The organism is Nonomuraea sp. NPDC001699, from assembly GCF_053596455.1.
In genome coordinates this window covers 165,375-184,207 of record NZ_JBSFGF010000007.1, presented here as the reverse complement: position 1 = coordinate 184,207, position 18,833 = coordinate 165,375, and the positions used below count along the sequence as shown (strand labels likewise).

12 protein-coding genes are annotated in these 18,833 nt (G+C 73.6%); 8 read left to right on the top strand and 4 right to left on the bottom strand.

The features are described from left to right. Positions 1-6 precede the first annotated feature (6 nt). Genes ACWCSU_RS22585 through ACWCSU_RS22570 form a run of 4 tightly spaced genes read left to right on the top strand, consistent with a single transcriptional unit; the run spans position 7 to position 4,015 of the window. Entirely contained in the window at positions 7-777 is a 771-nt protein-coding gene (locus ACWCSU_RS22585; protein ID WP_449937228.1) for an ABC transporter ATP-binding protein, read from the top strand. Continuing rightward, positions 774-1,664, top strand: a complete 891-nt coding sequence (locus tag ACWCSU_RS22580) for a branched-chain amino acid ABC transporter permease (protein ID WP_449937226.1) — start codon at positions 774-776, stop codon at positions 1,662-1,664. The genes ACWCSU_RS22585 and ACWCSU_RS22580 overlap by 4 nt, the downstream gene beginning before the upstream one ends. Beyond that, positions 1,657-2,751, top strand: coding sequence for a branched-chain amino acid ABC transporter permease (locus ACWCSU_RS22575; protein ID WP_357706473.1), 1,095 nt, complete (start codon positions 1,657-1,659; stop codon positions 2,749-2,751). The genes ACWCSU_RS22580 and ACWCSU_RS22575 overlap by 8 nt, the downstream gene beginning before the upstream one ends. Further along, positions 2,741-4,015: an ABC transporter substrate-binding protein gene (locus tag ACWCSU_RS22570; protein WP_449937225.1), complete on the top strand. Its 1,275-nt coding sequence runs from the start codon at positions 2,741-2,743 to the stop codon at positions 4,013-4,015. Before ACWCSU_RS22575 ends, ACWCSU_RS22570 begins: the two co-directional genes overlap by 11 nt. Before the next feature lie 15 nt (positions 4,016-4,030). On the opposite strand, the gene ACWCSU_RS22565 is transcribed toward ACWCSU_RS22570, so the two are convergent. The 3 genes from ACWCSU_RS22565 to ACWCSU_RS22555 form a co-directional block, all read right to left on the bottom strand. Further along, complete coding sequence (locus ACWCSU_RS22565; RefSeq protein WP_364088147.1) at positions 4,031-5,116, bottom strand: glycosyltransferase family 4 protein; 1,086 nt, start codon at positions 5,114-5,116, stop codon at positions 4,031-4,033. A 42-nt stretch (positions 5,117-5,158) separates the two neighbouring features. Then, positions 5,159-7,330 carry an amylo-alpha-1,6-glucosidase gene (locus tag ACWCSU_RS22560; protein ID WP_449937224.1) on the bottom strand — a complete coding sequence of 724 codons (2,172 nt, stop codon included), beginning with the start codon at positions 7,328-7,330 and terminating at the stop codon, positions 5,159-5,161. Positions 7,331-7,516: 186 nt separating this feature from the next. Continuing rightward, positions 7,517-10,924 carry a phosphodiester glycosidase family protein gene (locus ACWCSU_RS22555; protein ID WP_449937221.1) on the bottom strand — a complete coding sequence of 1,136 codons (3,408 nt, stop codon included), beginning with the start codon at positions 10,922-10,924 and terminating at the stop codon, positions 7,517-7,519. 105 nt (positions 10,925-11,029) lie between these two features. Between ACWCSU_RS22555 and ACWCSU_RS22550 the strand changes: the two genes are divergently transcribed. After that, on the top strand, positions 11,030-12,223 hold the full coding sequence (locus ACWCSU_RS22550) for a cytochrome P450 (protein WP_449937218.1): 1,194 nt from the start codon (positions 11,030-11,032) through the stop codon (positions 12,221-12,223). Here the strand turns inward: ACWCSU_RS22550 and ACWCSU_RS22545 are convergent. Then, entirely contained in the window at positions 12,183-14,432 is a 2,250-nt protein-coding gene (locus ACWCSU_RS22545) for a hypothetical protein (protein WP_449937216.1), read from the bottom strand. The two genes, ACWCSU_RS22550 and ACWCSU_RS22545, sit on opposite strands and share 41 nt — an antisense overlap. Before the next feature lie 179 nt (positions 14,433-14,611). Here ACWCSU_RS22545 and ACWCSU_RS22540 point away from each other — a divergent pair, with 179 nt between their 5' ends. The 3 genes from ACWCSU_RS22540 to ACWCSU_RS22530 all read left to right on the top strand — a co-directional run bounded on the left by ACWCSU_RS22540 (position 14,612) and on the right by ACWCSU_RS22530 (position 18,723). After that, positions 14,612-15,190, top strand: a complete 579-nt coding sequence (locus ACWCSU_RS22540; protein WP_357706484.1) for a hypothetical protein — start codon at positions 14,612-14,614, stop codon at positions 15,188-15,190. A gap of 75 nt (positions 15,191-15,265) precedes the next feature. After that, the gene (pulA, locus tag ACWCSU_RS22535) at positions 15,266-17,845 is read left to right on the top strand and encodes a pullulanase-type alpha-1,6-glucosidase (protein ID WP_449937215.1); all 2,580 of its coding nucleotides are present in this window, start codon (positions 15,266-15,268) and stop codon (positions 17,843-17,845) included. Between the two features lie 155 nt (positions 17,846-18,000). Further along, the gene (locus ACWCSU_RS22530; RefSeq protein WP_449937213.1) at positions 18,001-18,723 is read left to right on the top strand and encodes a hypothetical protein; all 723 of its coding nucleotides are present in this window, start codon (positions 18,001-18,003) and stop codon (positions 18,721-18,723) included. Positions 18,724-18,833 lie beyond the last annotated feature (110 nt).

Below are 18,833 nucleotides of genomic sequence, written 5' to 3'. Positions count from 1 at the left end.
GATGGTATGCCCGCTCTGGAGGTGAGCGACGTGACCGTGCGCTTCGCCGGCCTGACGGCGCTGGACGGCGTCGGCTTCACGGTCGCGCCCGGCACCGTGCACGCGCTCATCGGCCCGAACGGCGCGGGCAAGTCCACCTGCTTCAACGTGCTGTCCGGCGTCTGCCGGGCGGCCTCCGGCAGCGTCAGGTTCGGCGGGAGCGAGCTGACCGCGCTGCGCCCGCACCGGATCGCCGCGCTCGGCGTGGCCCGCACGTTCCAGAACCTCGCGCTCTCCCCCGGCCGGCCGGTGCGGGACAACCTGCTGCTGGGCCGCCACCGGCTCACCCGGGCCGGGTTCGTCTCGGCCGGGCTCGGCCTGCCGGGCGCGCGCCGCGAGCAGCGCGCCCACGCGGCCAGGGTCGCCGAGATCGCCGCGTTCGCCGGCCTGGCCCCGGTGCTGGACACGCCGGTCGGGCTGCTGCCGTACGGGGTGCAGAAGCGGGTCGAGCTGGCCAGGGCCCTGGCCATGGAACCGCGCCTGCTCCTGCTGGACGAGCCGGTCGCCGGGATGAACGGCGGCGAGCGGTTGGAGATGGCCGAGCTGATCAGGTCGGTACGGGAGAGCCTGGGCATCTCCGTCCTCCTGGTCGAGCACGACATGGGCCTGGTCATGCGGCTGGCCGACCGGGTGACCGTCCTGGACTTCGGCCGCCGCATCGCCGACGGGCCGCCCGCCGAGGTGCGGGACGACCCGGCGGTCGTCGGCGCGTACCTGGGCGTGGAGGAGACGCGGTGATCACCTTTGTGGAGCTGCTGGTCAACGGGCTGTCCCTCGGGGCCGTCTACGCGCTGATCGCGCTCGGCTTCGTCGTCATCTTCAAGGCCACCGAGGTGGTGAACTTCGCGCACGCCTCGCTACTGCTGGCCGGCGGGTACGTGGTGGCCCGGCTGCACCCCCACCTCGGCTTCTGGCCCGCGCTGCTGGCCGGGGTCGCGTCGGCGGCGGTCCTCGGGGCGCTGGTGGAGTTCCTGGTCATCCGCCGCTCGAAGGCGGGTTCGCACAGCGTGCTGGCCATCGTCACCATCGGCGTGGACATCGTGCTCACCACCGAGCTCACCCGGCGGATCGGCGCCGAGGTGCTGGCGATGGGCGACCCGTGGGGGTCGCGGGTGCTGCGCGTCGGGGCGGTCACGGTCGCCGAGACCAGGGTCGTCGCGCTGGCCGTGGCGGGGGTGCTGATCACGGCGTTCCTGCTGGCGTTCAAGTACACCGGGTGGGGGGTGGCGATGCGGGCCACCGCCGAGGACGCCGAGACGGCCGCGCTCATGGGCGTGCGGCTCGGCCGGGTCTCGGTCGGCGCGTGGGCCGTGGCCGGGGCACTGGCGGCGGTGGCCGCGCTGTTCCTGTGCGTCTTCCCGACGCCCGGCCTGGACCGCGGCACCTCGGTGGCCGCGCTGAAGGCCTTCCCCGCCGCGATACTCGGCGGCCTGGACTCCACCACGGGCGCCCTGGCCGGCGGCCTGATCGTCGGCGTCACCGAGGCCCTGACCACCGGCTACCAGAACGACCTGGACTTCCTCGGCCGCGGGATCGGCGACGTGGCGCCGTTCCTCGTCATGGTCGTCGTGCTGCTGCTGCGGCCCGCCGGGCTGTTCGGGACGAGGGAGCGGGCCCGTGTCTAGGACCGTCGTGTCACTGGCCGCCCTGGCCGCCTTCGTCGCCGTGCCCTTCTACCTGGAGGGATTCTGGCTGCAGGCGGGGCTGTTCGCCATGGCGGCCGCGATCGGCGCGATCGGCGTCAACCTGCTGACCGGGGCGACCGGGCAGCTGTCCATGGGCCACGCGTTCTTCCTGGCCGTGGGCGCCTACGCGTACGTGTACCTGGCCGCCGAGCCCACCGCGTCGCTGGGCGGCCTGGGCCTGCCGCCGCTGCCGTCCGCCGTGCTGGCCGTGGCGCTGGCGGGGGTCGCCGGCGGGCTTTTCAGCCCGATCGCCGGGCGGCTCAAGGGCGCCTATCTGGGCATCGCCACGCTGGCGCTCATCTTCGGCGGGCAGCACCTGCTGTTCAACGCCGGGCCGGTCACGGGCGGCTTCAACGGGCGGGCCGTGCCGGCGATGGAGGTCTTCGGGTTCGCCTTCGCCGACGGGCCCGAGCTGGTCGTCCTGGACGTGCCGTTCGGCGCGCTGGAGCGGCTGTGGTTCCTGGGCGGCCTGGCGCTGCTGGGGGCGGCGCTGTTCGCCCGCGGCGTGCTGCGCGGACGGCCGGGCCGGGCGCTGAACACGATCCGCGACCACGAGATCGCGGCCGGGGTGATGGGGGTGCCCGTCACCCGCTACCGGGCCGGCGTGTTCGTGCTGTCGTCCATGTATGGCGGCCTGGCCGGCGTGCTGCTGGCCCTGGTCTTCCAGCGGACCGTGCCGGACCACTTCGGCATGCTGCTCTCCCTCGACTACCTGGCGATGATCGTCATCGGCGGCCTGGGCTCGGTGGGCGGCGCGGTGCTCGGCGCCGTCTTCGTCTCCCTGCTGCCGCAACTGCTCACCCGTTACGGCGACGCCATCCCCCTGGTGTCCCCGCCCGGCTCCGGCGGCGGCCTGTCCCCCGCCGAGGCCGCCCGCATCCTGTACGGCGCCGCCGTCGTCGCCGTCGTCCTCTTCCTCCCCGGCGGCCTGCTCGGCCTGCCGCGCGCCCTGCGCCGCGGATCACCGGGCCGCCCATCGACGTCCCCGGAACCGTCCCCCGAGACCAGGAGCTCACATGTCACGTAACCGAACGGCCGTCCTAGCCGCGCTGCTGGCGCTGGGGCTGGCGGCCACCGCGTGCGGCAGCGGCAAGGCCACCGGCGGCGGCCAGGCGTCCACCGCCGCCGGCGGCGACGGCGTCAGGACCGGCCCCGGCGTCACCGCCGACACCATCACCCTCAGCCTGCTCACCGACCTGACCGGCCCGTACGCCTCGCTCGGCAAGAGCCTCACCCAGGCGCAGCAGCTCTACTTCGAGCAGGTCAACCAGGGCGGTGGCGTCTGCGGCAGGAAGATCGAGACCATCGTCCGCGACCACGGCTACGACGCGCAGAAGGCGATGGCCGCCTACGCCGAGGTCGCGCCGAAGACGGCCGCCATCCCGCAGTTCATCGGCTCGCCGATGGTCACCGCGCTCAAGGACAGGATCACCGCCGACAAGATCCTCACCCTGCCCATGGCGTGGGCCACCGGCCTGCTCGGCAGCGAGGCCATCCAGGTCACCGGCACCACCTACGACGTGGACATGATCAACGCCGTCGACTTCCTGGTGAAGGAGAAGGGCGTCAAGGCCGGGGACCGCATCGGCCACCTGTACTTCGAGGGCGACTACGGCGAGAGCGCGCTGGCCGGGTCCAAGTACGCCGCCGGCGAGCTGGGGCTCACGCTGGTCGAGCAGAAGATCAAGGCGACCGACCAGGACATGACCGCGCAGGTGGCGGCGTTCAGGAAGGCGGGCGTCAAAGCCGTGCTGGTGTCGGTCGGCCCGCGTCAGACGGCCTCGCTGGTCGGCGTGGCCCTGGCCGCCGGGATGGACGTGCCGTTCGTGGGCAGCAACTCGGCCTACAGCCCGCAGCTCCTGGCCACCCCGGCCGCCCCGGCGCTGCTGAAGGACTTCTTCTACGTGACCGCGGGCGCCCCCATCAGCGCGCCGCTGCCGGCCTACGCCAAGCTCATCGCCGACTACCGGGCCAAGTACGCCGGCCAGCCCCTGGACAGCGGCGTCGCGGCCGGCTGGACCGCGGCGGTCATCGTCGGCGACGCGCTGCGCAAGGCGTGCCAGGCCAAGGACCTCAGCCGGGCGGGCATCGTGGCGGCCCACCGGTCGCAGAAGGCGTGGGAGGCCGGGCTGGGCGGCACGCCGATGGACTTCAGCGTCTTCGACCGGCCCGCCTCGCGCGCCTCCTACGTCGTCAAGCCCGACAGCAAGGCGGTGGGCGGCGCCGTCGTCCTGAAGGAGGCGGCGGTGTCGGAACCGGCCGGGAAGTACACCGTGCCGGCGGCCGGCTGACCGGGGCCGGCGGGCTCACCGCCCCTCGTCGGTGAGCCGCACCGGGCGGGGGGCGGCCAGCAGGCGGCGGTAGACCGCCTCGTAGGCCGCGGCCATCGCCTCCACGCCGAAGTGCCGCTCGACGTGGTCGCGGCAGGCCCGCGGGTCGAGCCGCCCGGCCGCCTCGATCGCCGCGGGCAGCTCGGCCGCCTCCCGCAGCACGAACCCCGTCACCCCGTCCACGACGATCTCCGGCACCGCACCCCGGCCGATGGCGACGACGGGCGTGCCGCAGGCCATGGCCTCGATCACCACCATCCCGAACGGCTCCTCCCACTGGATGGGGAAGACCATGCAGCGGGCGGCGGCCAGCAGCTCGCGCTTGCGCTCGGCGTCGGCCTCGCCCACGTAGGAGACGCCGGGGCCCAGCCGGGGCCGTACGTGCTCGTCGAAGTAGTCCCGCTCGCACGGCTCGGTGAGCTTGCCCGCCAGCACGATGGGACGGCCCGCCGCGCGGGCGGCGTCGATGGCCAGGTCCGGCCCCTTGCTGTGGCTGAACCGGCCCAGCCACAACACCCAGTCCTCCTTGTGCTCCCGGAAGGGGAAGGAGGCGGCGTCGAGCGCGTTGTGCACGGTGGCGACCCAGTTGAGGTCGGGCGCGTCGGCGCGCTGGGCGTCGGAGACCGCGATCAGGTTGACGTGCTCGCCGAGCGCCCGGTACACCTCGCCCAGCTCGCCGCCGGCCGGGCCGTGGCAGGTGACCACGGTCGGGGTCGCCCGGCCGAGCGCGGTGAGCGGCCCGGCCAGCGAGTGGTCGTGCACGATGTCGGCGGGCAGCCCTTCGAGCGCCCGCCAGGCGTGGGCGGCGTGCAGCACCTCGGGCAGCGACTCGCCGATCCGCTGCGAGGGCGCCTCTGGGTAGGTGGCCAGGAACTTGGCCGGGACCGCCGTGCTGCCCGAGCCGATCAGCGTCACCTCGTGGCCGCGTGCGGACAGGCCCGTGATCAGGTCGGCGAGCATCTGCTCGATCCCGCCGTAGGCCCGTGGCGGCACCTCCTCCCAGGGTGGGGCGACCATCACGATGCGCAGCGCGCCTGCCCAGTCGTCCTCGGAATCCGTCATCCCGGCACCTCCCCGTGTCGATCCGGTCGTCACAGCGCCGTGTCATCGCGCCGGCAGGTCGTGTGCTCCGCGGCCGGAGCCGCAGGGGCCGCTGATCGGGCGGCGCGGTTCGGTGACCAGCTCGACGCCGTCGGGCAGGCCGGACACCATCGGCGTGCCGCCGTCCCCCCTGACGCGGATGCCGACTCTGGAGCCCCCCACCGGCATGCCCTTGATCGTCACGTCCCCGAACCCCTCGGGCAGCGCCGGGACCAGCCACAACTTGCCGTACGGCACCCCCGGGTCCAGCCGCAGCAACGTGCGCACGAGCTGGATGGGCGCGGCGGCGGCCCACGCCTGCGGCGAGCACGACGTCGGGTACGGCACCGGCCGCCGGTACTCCTCCTTGCCGAACCCGCAGAACAGCTCCGGCAGCCGCCCGCCGAAGGAGTGCGCGGCCTCCAGCAACCCGACGGCGATGCGCTGGGCCTCCTCGACGTGGCCGTAACGCATCAGCCCGGCGGCGACGATCGCGCTGTCGTGCGGCCACACCGAGCCGTTGTGGTAGCTCATCGGGTTGTAGGCCCCCATGGACGAGGCCAGCGTGCGCACCCCGAACCCGGTGAACATCTCGGGCGAGAGCAGGTGGCGGGCCACCTGCTGCGCCTTGTCCTCGTCGGCGATGCCGGCCCACAGGCAGTGGCCCATGTTGGAGCCCAGGCCGTCGATGGGCCGGCCGCGCCCGTCCAGGCCCATGGCGTAGTAGCCGGGGCCGGGCAGCCAGAACCGCTCGTTGAACGCCTCCCTGATCGCCTGCGCCCGCTGCGCGTAGCGCCGCTCGCCGGCCTCGTCGCCCTGCTGGCAGGCGAAGCGGGCGCGGGCCAGGTAGGCGGCGTAGACGTAGCCCTGCACCTCGGCCAGGGCGATCGGCGGGCGGGCGATGGTGCCGTCGGCGAAGTTGACGCCGTCGAAGGAGTCCTTCCAGCCCTGGTTGACCAGGCCGCGGTCGGTCTTGCGCTGGTACCAGACGAAGCCGTCGCGGCTGCCGTACTGCTCGATCCAGTCGAGCGCGGCGTCGGCGTGCGGCAGCAGTTCGTCGACCGCCTCGCCGTGCACGCCCCAGCGGCGCAGCTCGCCGAGGAGCATGACGAACAGCGGGGTGGCGTCCACCGAGCCGTAGTAGGCCCGTCCCCCGTACGGCGAGGAGCCGTCGTGGACGCCGAAGCGCAGCTCGTGCATGATCTTGCCGGGCTCCTCCTCCGACAGCAGGTCTACCTTCTCGCCCTGGAGCCGGGCCAGCCTGCGCAGGGTGCCGAGCGCGAGCGTCTGGTCCAGCGGCAGCGCCATCCAGGAGGTCAGCAGCGAGTCGCGGCCGAACAGCGTCATGAACCAGGGCGCGCCCGCGGCGATGGCGGGCGGCTCGTCGGGGTGGTCGCGGTCGAACAGGCGCAGGCTGCCCAGGTCCTGGCGCGAGCGGTCGAGCGCCTCGACGAGGCCGGCGTTCGTGCTCTCCAGGGTGGGGGTGCCGGCGGTCCACTCGGCCAGGCGGCGGGCCGGCTCGGCGTTGTGGGCGGGACGGGCGACGGGGAACCAGGCCGAGGTCTCCTCGCCGTCGTGGATCGGCGTCACGAGCACGGTGGCGTGCCATTCGCCGCGGGCGGGGACCACGATGTCGAAGGTGAGCAGCCCCTGCGCGGTGACGACCGGCGTGCCGGCCGGCTCGACGGCGATCTTGGCGCCGCGGGCCCGGCTCGACGAGTGGATCTCGATGCCGTGCTCGCCGGGGTTCACCTCGACGTCGTCGGCGGGCCAGATGCGTTCGGACTTCACCTCGAACAGGTCGGCCAGGTCGGCGCCGGCCTGCACGCACACGACGCAGCCCGCGGCCTCCTCGGACATGTTGCGCAGCGTGAGGTCCTCGCGCAGCCCGACGCCGACGAAGCGGTCGCGCACCACGAGCAGCGTGCTCTCCGCCCACCCGGGACGCGGCCTGGCCTTGCCGAGGAATGTGGCGTGGTAGGGCTCGCCCATGATCACTTGCAGCGGTTCGACGGGATGGTCGTCCACCCGCAGCATCCAGCGGGACAGCAGCCGGGTGTCGGAGTGGTAGACGCCCTGCGCGCCGCCGGGGACGATGTCACCGCAGTGCTGGGACACGCAGAAGGAGGCGCCCTCCACGAGCGTGACCGTGTCCCCCAGCGCGCCGGGTTGTCCCTCGAAGGTCCATGCGTTCACCGACGAGCCCCCCAGTCCTTCCCCCGGCCCCGTGGCCTGCGGGGGCGGGTCCCCGCACGTCAGGAGTGCTATCCGGGGGAAGAATGGGGAATCCCATGGCTATCTAGATTCTTAACACTTCATCCCGATATTTCGGGATTCAGGGGGTTTTCGGCCAGGGAGGGTGGTCCCTCCCTGGCCGGGGGCTCAGGCCGCGGCCTTGGCGGTGATCGCCACGCTCGCCTGGCGGGTGACCCCGCTGACGGTGACGGCGACCGTCACCTGTCCGGCCCGCAGGGCCGTGATCGTGCCCGTGTCCGGGTCGAGCACCGCCACGTGCCACGGCTTGGCCGTCTGACGGGTGCCGACGTGCAGGTTGGGCGAGCCCGACCAGGAGACCGAGACCGGGTAGGCGGCCGGCACGGTCCGGTCGTCCTGCCGGATCGCCGCCGTGACCGGCGCGGGCGCGCCGACCGCGAGGGTCGCGGGCATGGTGAGCGTCAGCTCGTCCACGTGCGGCCGCACCTGCGTGCCGATCCAGCCGGGCGCGTCGATGAACCAGTTGCGCCGTACGTGCTCGGCCTCGGCGGGCGTCACGGGGTCCACGCCCCACAGCGACCAGCCGGTGAAGCCGCCGTCGTCGGGGGCGGTGGCCGGGTTCTTGCCGGAGTTGCCGTTGACGAAGTACGGCACCGCGTCCACGCGCGAGGCGTTGAACGTGCCCACGTGCCCGCCGATGTAGGCCGCGCCCTTGCCGGTGTCGCGCTGGAAGTCGGCCAGCCAGCCCTCGACCAGCGCGGCCTCCTTCCGGTCGCCGAGCTGGCTGCCCTTGCCCGGCGTCGGGTCGCGCGGCGGCACGTGGAACAGCACGGTGACCGACCCGACGGAGGCGTCCTCGGCCGCCTTGTCGAGCTCGGAGCGGAGCATCGCCACCTGGTCGTAGTCGCCGCCGCGCAGGTTCAGGCGGGAGGTGTCCAGGGTGATGAAGCGGGTGCCCTTGTGGTCGAACGTGCCGTACGTGTCGCCGAAGACGGCCTTGAAGTTGTCGATCTTGCCGCCCATGACCTCATGGTTGCCGGGGATGTAGCGATATTTCAGCTCTCCTCCCAGCTCCTCGTCGAGGATCTTCTTCGCCAGCGCGAAGTCCTCCGGCGACGCCTCGTCCACCAGGTCGCCGTTGATCAGCAGGAAGTCGGGCTTGGCGGCCTTGATCTCCTTGAGCGTGCGGCGGGCGTTCCTGACGAGGTCGCTGTCGGGGTTCCGGGCCACGAACTGGGCGTCCGACATGACCGCGAACCGCCAGGGCGCCTTGGCCACGTCCGCCTTGACGACGGGGTCGGCGACCTTGGGCACGGCCGGCGCGGTGATCGACGGCGACACCTTGGCCACCAGGCCGTCGATCAGGATGTCGTTGCCGTACTTGGCGTCGGCCCTGGTCTCGGCCACGTAGAAGCGCCGGAGCTTGAGCGGGTAGTTGACCCCGGCGGGCACCGGGAACTCGACGTACTGCCAGCCGGTCCACGTCATGTACGGCCCACGCAGGATCTGCGACTGGCCGAGCGCGTCGTAGAACTCCAGGCTGGGCCACTCCCCCTTGCCGGTGGAGTTGATCCATAGCCCGAACGCCTGCGGCTGCCCGTCCACCACGATCTGCTGCGGCGGGCTGGCGTAGGCGGCCCGGGTGGCGGTCGAGGTGGTGAAGTCGTAGGACAGCTTGAGCCCGCCGCCGCTCTGGCCGGGCGCGGCCGACAGCGAGCCGGTGGCGCGGGCGGCGGCGAAGGTCCACTTGGCCGCGTCCTCGAAGTCGGCGACCGGCTTGGACTCGAAGCCGACCGTCACCGGGACGGCCGTGGTGATCTTCCCGACTTTGGCGGTGATCAGCCCGGAGCCGGTGGCCTGCCGGGCCTTGACGGTGAAGTACCCGTGCTCGGCCGGGGTGACCTCGAACAGGTTCCGGTCGTAGTCGAGGGTGAGGTCGTCCGGCTCGATGGGCGCGGAGTTGCCGTTGTGGTCGTAGCCGACGACGCCGAAGGCGGCGCTGCCGTCCGCGCCCGAGATGCCGAGCCGGTCGGCCGTGGCGCCGAGCCGCTGCAACGGCTGGAGCACGGTCAGGCCGATCGTGCCCTTCGCGCCGCCGCGCGAGGCGGTGACGGTGGTCTGGCCGGGCACCAGAGCGTGGAACCTGCCGTTCCTGATCACGCCGTGCACGGCCGGGTTGGCCCGCCACGACGGCGTGCCGGCCGCGGGCCCGTACGTCTCGTCGTAGCCGGCGGCGGTCAGCCGCCTGGTGAGGCCGGGGAAGACGCGGTCGGGACGGCCGCCCGCGACGGGCCCGACGCCGGGCGCCTTGGCCGGGTCGCTCGCGGTCTCCAGCCAGAAGCCCTTGAGCTTGCCGCTGCCCTCGGGGGCGTACAGCGCCAGGCCGTTGGGCACGTGGCGCTCGCCGCCGTCGGAGGGGCTGTTCTCCACCTGCACCTCGGCCGAGCCGGGCTCGCGCGCCAGCAGGGTGGAGGAGCCGCCGCCGTCGAGGTTGAGCGCGTTGGCCGCCCCCAGGTCCACCATCATGGCGGCCAGCTCGTTGAGCGTGACGCCGCGGCTGTCGGCCTGGCGGCCGTCCACGGTCAGCAGGTACATCTTCCTGCCGTCGGCGGAGAAGCCCACGGCGGTGCGCGGGTGCGCGGCCGGGTCGGCGCTGTTCTGCACGACGCCGTCCTTGACCAGGACGTAGTTGCCGCCGACGGCCGCCTTGACGGCGGAGCCGTCCGACGCCTTCGGCTGGTACTTCACGTCCACCCGGTCGCCGGCCTTCAGGGCCGACAGGGCGGCGGCGCCGGCGTCCCGGCCGAGCAGGATCGTGGTCCCGGCGGGGATGGGCCCGCTGCCGGCGGCGGCGCGCACCTCGGTGACGACGCCGTCCACCAGCACGACCTCGGCGACCGTGGCGGCGCCCTCGACGGCGCGGGCCCGGTTGTAGGAGCCCCACAGCGGCGTGAACAGGCCCACGCCGCCGTTCTGCACCATCTGGTTGAACTGGGTGAGCGCGATCGGCGCGCCGCCGGAGGGCGTGGCGGTGCCCTCGAAGTACATCTTGAGCACCCGCCCGACGCCGTCGCCGGTGACGGCGACCGCGTTGTCGTGCCCGGCGACCGGCGACTGGACCAGCGTGCCGTCCTGCACGCCGATGCCCTGGGCGGCGCCGGAGTTGTTGATGTCGAAGAAGTCGCCGTTGACCGCCGCCACCGCGCGTGAGCGCCCGGCGGGGCCGGACAGCGGCTCGGTCCTGGTCACCTCGCCGGAGAAGACGTAGTCGGCCTTGGGACCGCCCTTGCCGCCGCCGAGGTCGGCGGTCAGCGCGTCGGCGCGCAGCCAGCCCAGCGCGTCATAGGTGTCGAACGAGGTCAGCGAGAGGCCCGGCGCGACCGGCCGGGTCCTCTTGGCCGTCTCCAGCCGGGGCTGCCCTGCGGCGGCCTGGCTGATCAGCGTGGAGGGCGGCGGGTAGGAGGACGCCGTCAACGCGTCCTCGGCGGGCGTGGTCGGGTCGGCCTGCGCGGGCGCGCTCAGGGCCACCGGCCCTAAAACGAGCGCGGCGGCGGCCAGGAAACGGAGGGTCTGCACGACCGAACTCAATCGCTCGTGGATATAAGTTTCAAGACTTGAGAGTGAACTAAAAGAAAATTTCAGATCTTGTCGCGTCCCCGGCCACGCCGGACGATGGGACGCGTGGATCGACAGGCGCTCTACCGCGACCCGTACCCGCTCTACGCCCGTGCCCGCGCCGCCCCCGGGCTGACCTTCGCCGAGGAGCTGGACGCCTGGCTGGTGGCCCGGCACGACGACGTGCGCGAGGTGCTGTCCAGGCCGGACGACTTCTCCTCCAAGGGCGCCCTGCGGCCGGACGTGATCCCGAGCCCGCGGGCGTTCGCCGAGCTGGCCGGGGTGCCAGGCGGCGCGCCCGTGGTGCTGAGCACGGACGGCGAGGCGCACCAGCGTTACCGCAGGCCGCTCACCCGCGGCCTGTCGCCCGCCCGGGTGGCCGCCGCGCTGCCGTTCGTCACCGCCACGGCCGCCGAACTGGTCGCCGGGCTCGTCAAGACGGGTGGAGGCGAGTGGATGTCCCGCTACGCCAGGCCGCTGCCCGCCGCCGTGATCGGCCACCTGCTGGGCCTGGACCCGGCCGACGTGCCGGCCGCGATCAGGGGCGGCTTCCGGGCCGAGGAGCTGCTGTTCACCCCGATGCCCGAGGAGCGGCAGATCGCCGCCGCCCGCGAGGTGGCCGCGCTGCGGCGCCTGCTGGCCGCCCACGCCGGCCGCTCAGCCGGGGCCGCCGACCTGACCGGCGAGGTGGTGCGCGGCCTGGCGCCCGGCCCCGGGGAGCCGACGGCCGCCCAGCGCGACGAGATCGCCTCCAACGTCGAGAACGTCATGCTCGCCGGGCACCTCACCACGACCGCGCTGCTCGGCTCGGTCGTGCACCGCCTGCTGCGCGACCGCCGCCAGTGGGAGCTGCTGTGCGCCGCCCCGGCCGAGCTGATCCCGGCCGCGATCGAGGAGGCCGCCCGGTACGAGGCGCCCGTCCAGGGCTTCCGCCGCCGTGTCACCAGGCCGCTCACCCTGGCCGGCACGCCTTTGGAGGAGGGCGCGACGGTGTTCGTCTCCTTCGCCTCGGCGGGCCGCGACGAGGCGGCGTACGAGCGGCCCGACGTCTTCGACATCACCCGTCCGCGCGCCCGTCACCTGGCGTTCGGTCACGGCGTGCACGGCTGCCCCGGCGCGTTCCTGGCCCGCGAGCAGCTCCGGGTGACGCTGGAGCTGCTGGTGGCGGAGCTGCCCGGCCTCCGGCTGGCCCGCGAGGACGTGGTGATGGCCGCCACCCTCATCCACCGCGCGCCCGAGGAACTCCATCTGACCTGGTGAGCCGGGCAAGGGTCTCCTCGTAGGCGGGGTCGAGCCAGTAGTCGGAGTGCCAGCGCGCCTCGGGCAGCGGCTCGCCCGGCCCCGGCTGGAGCGGGTCCCAGCAGAACCGGTCGACGGTCTCCTCACCCTCGCCCGCCGGACGGGGGCCGAACGGGTCGACCCGGCGGAAGACGGGCCCGCCGATGGGATCGCTCAGCCGGTAGAGGTTCCGCCAGCGGACGGCGTCGCGCATCGCCGACAGGCCGGGGGTGCCGAAATAGGCGGGGAAGAAGGCGGCGTACAGGCGGCGCAGCGGCGAGCCGTGGGTGAGCAGCCGGACCCGGGGCCGCAGCTCGGGCCGCACCTGGAGCACGAGCGCGGCGGTGAGCACGCTGCCCTGGCTGTGCCCGGACAGCACGACCTCGTCGTCGGCCGTCCTGGTCAGGATCTTGACGCGGGCCAGCAGCTCGGGGATCACCCGCTCGGTGTAGCAGGGCGGCGCGAGCGGGTGGATGGCCCGGGGCCAGAAGGTCGAGACGTCCCAGAGGATGCCGACCGTGCGCCGCAGCCGCGTGTCGCTGTACGTGCGGCGGCCCAGCAGGACCAGGCCCACGACGATCGCCGTCATGGCCCAGCTCCCGACCGAGGCCAGCAGTCCGGCCAGCCCGCCCACCGGGGCGAACAGGTGGAACCGGTAGATCACGGTCACCGCGGCGGACCCGGCCACGCCGAGGCCGGTGAGCACGGCCAGCACGAGCCCGGCGCGGTCGGTGAGCGAGGCCAGCGCCCACTTGCCCGCCACGTCACGGTCGTAGGCGCCGTAGTAGGGGGTCAGCTTGGGCGTGAGCGCGGCGGCGGCGGACCCGCGGACCATCCACAGCTCGGCCGCCACGGCGACGAACCCGATCACCAGCAGCGGCACGAGCGCGGCCGTCCACCAGACCGGGTCGTCGAGGTAGAGCCTGCGGTCGACCGGACCGGGCTCGGCGACGGAGGCCGGCACGCCGAAGAAGGTGGCGGTCCAGAACAGCAGGCCGAGGGCGAGCACGTTCGCGCTGCCGGCCGCCACCATCAGCGTGAACCAGGCCGCCACGCCGCACAGCGCCCGCCGCTCGATCGGGTCGCCGGTCTCGGCCGGCCGGTCCATGCGGGCCAGGACGATCGACGCCACCAGGATGAACAGCCCGAGCCCGAGCGTCAGCCCGAACTGGAACGCTCCCACGCCGATGCCGGGAAGCTGCCGCCCCGGCAGCGCGGGCGACATCCCGGCGAGGGCGGCGGCGATCGTGGCCACGAAGGTCAGCGGCCCGGCCACCCGCAGCACCCGGCACGCGCCGGTGAGCCAGGACGGGACCGCCTCCCCCGGGGCCAGCCGCCTGGCGATCCCGGGCAGCGCCGCCAGCACGGCGGCGGCGACCTGGACGGCGACGTTGGCCAGCGTCAGCGCCAGCCCCCGCGGGTCGCCCACGAACGGCGCCGACACCGCCAGGCTCACCGAACCCAGCGCGAAGGCGACGTGCACGGCCCGCAGCCGCCACACGGGCGCGCCGCCGTGCCACAGCCGCGGCCGGGCCAGCAGCGGCCCCGGACGCGAGCCGCCGCCGGGCGGGACCCCGGTCTGCTCGTCGCGCTCCCAGGTGCGCCGCGCCAGCCACCACAGCAGCACGACCACCGCGAACGGCGCCAGCGCGGCGACGGCCAGCCGCCGCGACGGCTCGGCCCCCCACAGCTCGCTCATCCAGTGGACCCAGGCCGGCGCGCTCTCGCGGGCGCAGGCCCGGCCGGCCGCGGTGCACTGCCAGCCGATGAGATCGACGCTCGCCCGGGTGACGGCGCCGACGAGGGTGCCGGTGAGCAGCAGCGCGAACAGCCGCTGCGCCGCCTCGGCCACGTGCCGCAGGCGGGCGCCGGCCGGCGGCCTCGGCAGCATGAAGTAGGACAGGTTGGCCAGGGAGAAGGGCAGCAGGAGCAGCCAGAGGGCGATGGTCCGGCCGCCCGAGGTGAGGCCGCCCCAGGCGTAGGCCTCGCGGTGGCGGATGCCGGGCAGGTCGTCCTGGTCGCCGTCGGGCCGGCCGCCCGGCCACCAGCGGCGGTAGAAGCCGGTGGTGGCGTCGCCGGCGATCTGGCGGGGGTGGGGGTGGTTGAGGATGCTCGCCGGCGGGGTGCCGGAGACGCCGTGCACACGTAGTTCGGTAATGCCTCCGCAGGTGGGGTCCAGGAATCCGTCCATGAGATCAGGATCACGCAAAGTCACCGATTACGCAAAGTAATGGCATGGTCACTCGAATGGGATGCCGCTTCGACCCTCTCTTTCCGGCCAGAGCCCAGTGGGGAAAGCCGCATTTCCCCACGAAAACACCTTGCCGGGCGTACATCTGAAGCCAGGGCACTGTGCGGGTGAAGCGAGGCATGATGACGACGACGCTGCCGCCGCAGAATTCTTCGGGGCCGAACGAGCAGATCCGCACCGCGCGGATCAACGGCTGGTACACCGTGCTCGCGGCGGCGCTGGCGGCCGTGGTGACGTTCGTGGGCACGGTCGCCTACCAGGAGGCCGCCAAGGAGCGGCAGGGGTGCGCCGCGACTCCGAGCCGCGACAACTGCGACAAGAAGTACGCGAGCGTCACCGGCTGCGAGAAGGACGCGATCACCGTTCCCGGCGGCACCGCCGTCCGGACGGTTCCCGCCGGGCGGATGGTTCTGGAGCTTCGCTGGAGCCGTACCTGCCAGACGTTGTGGGCCCGGGCGCAGCCGCAGAACGACGTCTTCTTCCTCCAGCCCTGGATAGAGCCCGACAGGAAGGACGCCACCCGCTTCTTCGCCGCGGGTGAGCGCACCCGGGGATGGCTGGAGTCGCCGATGGCCTTCATCCCGGGAGGGAACGTCGCCGCCAAGGCGTGCTCGTTCGCGGGGCGCGGCCGGCCGGACGCCCAATACGCGTGCACGGCCATGCTGATGCCGGACGGCACCGACGTCACCGAGAGCTAGGACCTGCGCCGCACCGGGGCGATGTCCGGCCGTCCGGCGCGGCGTCCTGGCGTGGGCCGCCCGCGGACGGGCACCATGATCTACGTGACCGCGGACGGCGACGGCGAGGCGCGGGCCCACTGGATCGACAGGGAGACGGTCGCCTGGACGGTGGATCCGTCGCTGACGCACGCGCTGGCCTGCGCCCCCGACGGCGGCATCGCCTGCCGTGACGGCCGCCTGACCGGCCACACCCTGACCATCCCGCTCACCCCGGGCCCACTGGACGACGAGCGGCGGCGGGCCTGGCCGCACCTGGCCGACCGCGCCGCGCTCAAGCTGCCGTCCGCGGACGTCGGGCTGGTGAGGGAGGCCCTGCGCGGCCAGGTCCTGGCCGTGGCGCGCGACGGGTCCGGCGCGGTGGCCGCCGCGACGGGCGTGCAGCTCCCGGGCGTGCTCGACGACGTCTACGCCGCAGCCACGCGGGCCCGGCTCGGGCCGTCGGGACGGCTGCTGCCCCGGCTGGCACTCTGGGCGCCCACCGCCCGGCGGGTGGAGCTGGCGCTCGGCGGCCGGGTCCACGCGATGCGGCTGGACGAGGAGACCGGCGTGTGGTCGATCCGCGGCCTGCCCACCTGGTACGGCAGGGACTACACCTATCTCGTCACCGTCTACTCCCCCGCCGCGGGCCGCGTCGTCACCCGCGAGGTCACCGACCCCTACAGCCTGGCCGCCGCGCCCGACGGCGTGCGCAGCAGGCTGGTCAGCCTGGACGACCCCGCGCTCAAGCCGCCCGGCTGGGACCGGCTGGCCAAGCCCGAGCCGGTCCCGCTGGACCGCGCGGTCGTCTACGAGCTGCACGTCCGCGACTTCTCCGCCTCCGACGCGACCGTGCCGGAGGAGCTGCGCGGCACGTACGCGGCCTTCTGCCGGGACGGCGACGGCATGCGCGAGCTGCGCGCGCTGGCCGCGGACGGGCTCACCCACGTGCACCTGCTGCCGGTGTTCGACCTGGCCACGGTCCCCGAGCGCCGCGCGGACAGGACCGAGCCGGAGCACGACCTCGCCGCCCTGCCGCCCGACTCCGAACGGCAGCAGGAGATCGTGGCGCTCACCGCGGACCGCGACTCCTTCAACTGGGGCTACGACCCGCTGCACTACACCGTCCCGGAGGGCTCGTACGCGACCGACCCGGACGAGCGGATCAGGGAGTTCCGCGCCATGGTCGCCGCGCTGAACGAGGCCGGCCTGCGCGTGGTCATGGACGTGGTCTACAACCACACCCACTCGGCGGACGTGCTGGACCCGATCGTCCCCGGCTACTACCACCGCCTGCTGGAGGACGGTTCCCTGGCCACCTCCACCTGCTGCGCCAACACCGCGCCCGAGCACGCCATGATGGGCCGGCTCGTGGTCGACTCGGTGCGCACCTGGGCCAGGCAGTACAAGGTGGACGGCTTCCGCTTCGACCTCATGGGCCACCACCCGAAGGCCAACATCCTGGCCGTGCGCGCCGCCCTCGACGCGCTCACCCCCGAGCGCGACGGCGTGGACGGCCGCTCGATCATCCTGTACGGCGAGGGCTGGAGCTTCGGCGAGGTGGCCGGCGACGCCAGGTTCGAGCAGGCCACGCAGTCCAACATGGCCGGCACCGGCATCGGCACGTTCGACGACCGGCTGCGGGACGCGGTGCGCGGCGGCAGCCCGTTCGACGCCGACCCGCGGGTGCAGGGGTTCGGCTCCGGCCTGGCCGGCGCGCCCAACGGCGCCGCGGCCAACGGCCCGGAGGAGCAGCAGCGTGAACGCCTGCGCCACTGCACCGACCTGGTCATGCTCGGCCTGGCCGGCGGCCTGCGCGACTACGTGCTGCCCTCGGGCCGCAAGGGCTCGGAGGTCGTCCACAACGGCGGTCCCGCCGGTTACGCCGCCCGCCCGGACGACGTCGTGACGTACGTGGACGCGCACGACAACGAGACGCTGTTCGACGCGCTGGCCTACAAGCTGCCGGCGGGCACGCCGATGGCCGACCGGGTGCGCATGCAGGTGTTGTCGCTGGCCACGGTGCTGCTGGGGCAGGGGGCGGCGTTCGTGCACGCGGGCAGCGAGCGATTGCGCTCGAAGTCGCTGGACCGCAACTCCTACGACTCCGGCGACTGGTTCAACCGGCTGCTGTGGGACTGCTCGGCGGGCAACGGGTTCGGCGCGGGCCTGCCGCCGAGGGCGGACAACGAGGCCGCCTGGCCGTACGCCCGGCCGCTGCTGGCCGACCCCGCGCTGCGTCCCGGCTGCGCGGCGATCGGGGCGGCGCGGGCGGCGTTCGGGGAGCTGCTGCGGATCAGGGCCTCGACCCCGGCGTTCGCGCTCGGGACGGCGGAGGAGGTGCGGCGGCGGCTGTCGTTCCCGGCCTGCGACGAGGGCGTGATCGTGATGCGCGTGGACACCGCGGGGCTGGACCCGCGCTGGGACGCGGTCGTCGTGGTGTTCAACGCCACCCCCTCACCCGGTACGCGGGCGGTGGCGGCCCCGCCCGGCCGCCGGGTGGCGCTGCATCCCGTTCAGGCCGCCTCGGCGGACGAGGTGGTCAGGCGGTCGTCGTACGACCCGGCGGGCGGCACGCTGACGGTTCCGGCCCGCACAGCAGCCGTTTTCGTAATAAGTGCCGAAAATCCCTCTTAAATCGAATTTCTGGTGCCATAACCGTGAATAGCGGTTGAGGAATGATCGCCTCGCCTGGGGGAACCATTGCCTGTGGAAGATGCCCGATCACTGGCTTTGACGCGCACGACAGCGCAAACTGGATAGACGGCGATCGCGTGGAGCATGGAGCACCCGTGGACAATCACCTTGATCACATGCCGGTCCTGTCCCGCGGCAGGCATCGCAACCCGAAACGCGGCGCCTGTTTCATGGAACTGGCGTCCTATCTGGCCGGAGAGCGGTGGAGCGACCATCCGGCCTGCACCCATCCGCTGCTGGCCGCACTCGCCCGCCTGGTCAACGACAACACCGGCGACGAGAGCCGCGCCGAGCTGGTCGGGCTGGTGCCGTCCATCATCGGGCTGGCGGGCGACGACCTGCGGATCGACGCCCACATCGCGCTGCGCTGCGCGACCACGGCCCTGCCGGTCGCGGCCGCCGAACGCCAGCTCGCGCTCGCGGTGTCGGTGCTCGCGGCCGAGGAGATGCTGGCCAGGCTCGACGGCGCGCCGTCCGGGCGGCTGAGCGAGGCGAGCCGCAGGGCGATGGAGGAGGTGCCGCACGCGGCCGAGCAGGCCAGGCGCTTCAGCCGGGCGGCCAAGATCACCGAGAAGGGCTTCCGCCGGTACGCGGCGCCCAATGCGGTGCAGCTCGCCGTGGTCGGCATCGTCCAGGCGTGCATCAAGGACCCCGACGCGCTGCTGCGCAGGCTGCTGGAGGAGACGATCGCCGACTGCGAGGCGCTCATCCGCCGCCCGAAGGCCACCCGTCCGGCCGCCACGCCCGATTCCACTGTGCCCGATTCCACTGTGCCCGATTCCACCGTGCCCGATTCCACCGCGCCGGCGCACGCCTGACCCGGTGACGTCCCTCCGGCGCCCGCTCGACGGGTTCCGGGGGGCGTCCGCGTGCCCGTCCCGGAAGGGGGGAACGTGGGTGCGGGGCGGGAAAACCGCAGATCAGGCTA

What these genes read in the sequence shown, in the direction of transcription:
- ACWCSU_RS22585 (WP_449937228.1), top strand. Translation starts at nt 7, where the DNA reads ATGCCCGCTCTGGAGGTGAGCGACGTGACCGTGCGCTTCGCCGGCCTG.
- ACWCSU_RS22565 (WP_364088147.1), bottom strand. Translation starts at nt 5,116, where the DNA reads ATGACGGATTCCGAGGACGACTGGGCAGGCGCGCTGCGCATCGTGATG.
- ACWCSU_RS22570 (WP_449937225.1), top strand. Translation starts at nt 2,741, where the DNA reads ATGTCACGTAACCGAACGGCCGTCCTAGCCGCGCTGCTGGCGCTGGGG.
- pulA (WP_449937215.1), top strand. Translation starts at nt 15,266, where the DNA reads ATGATCTACGTGACCGCGGACGGCGACGGCGAGGCGCGGGCCCACTGG.
- ACWCSU_RS22545 (WP_449937216.1), bottom strand. Translation starts at nt 14,432, where the DNA reads ATGGACGGATTCCTGGACCCCACCTGCGGAGGCATTACCGAACTACGT.
- ACWCSU_RS22540 (WP_357706484.1), top strand. Translation starts at nt 14,612, where the DNA reads ATGATGACGACGACGCTGCCGCCGCAGAATTCTTCGGGGCCGAACGAG.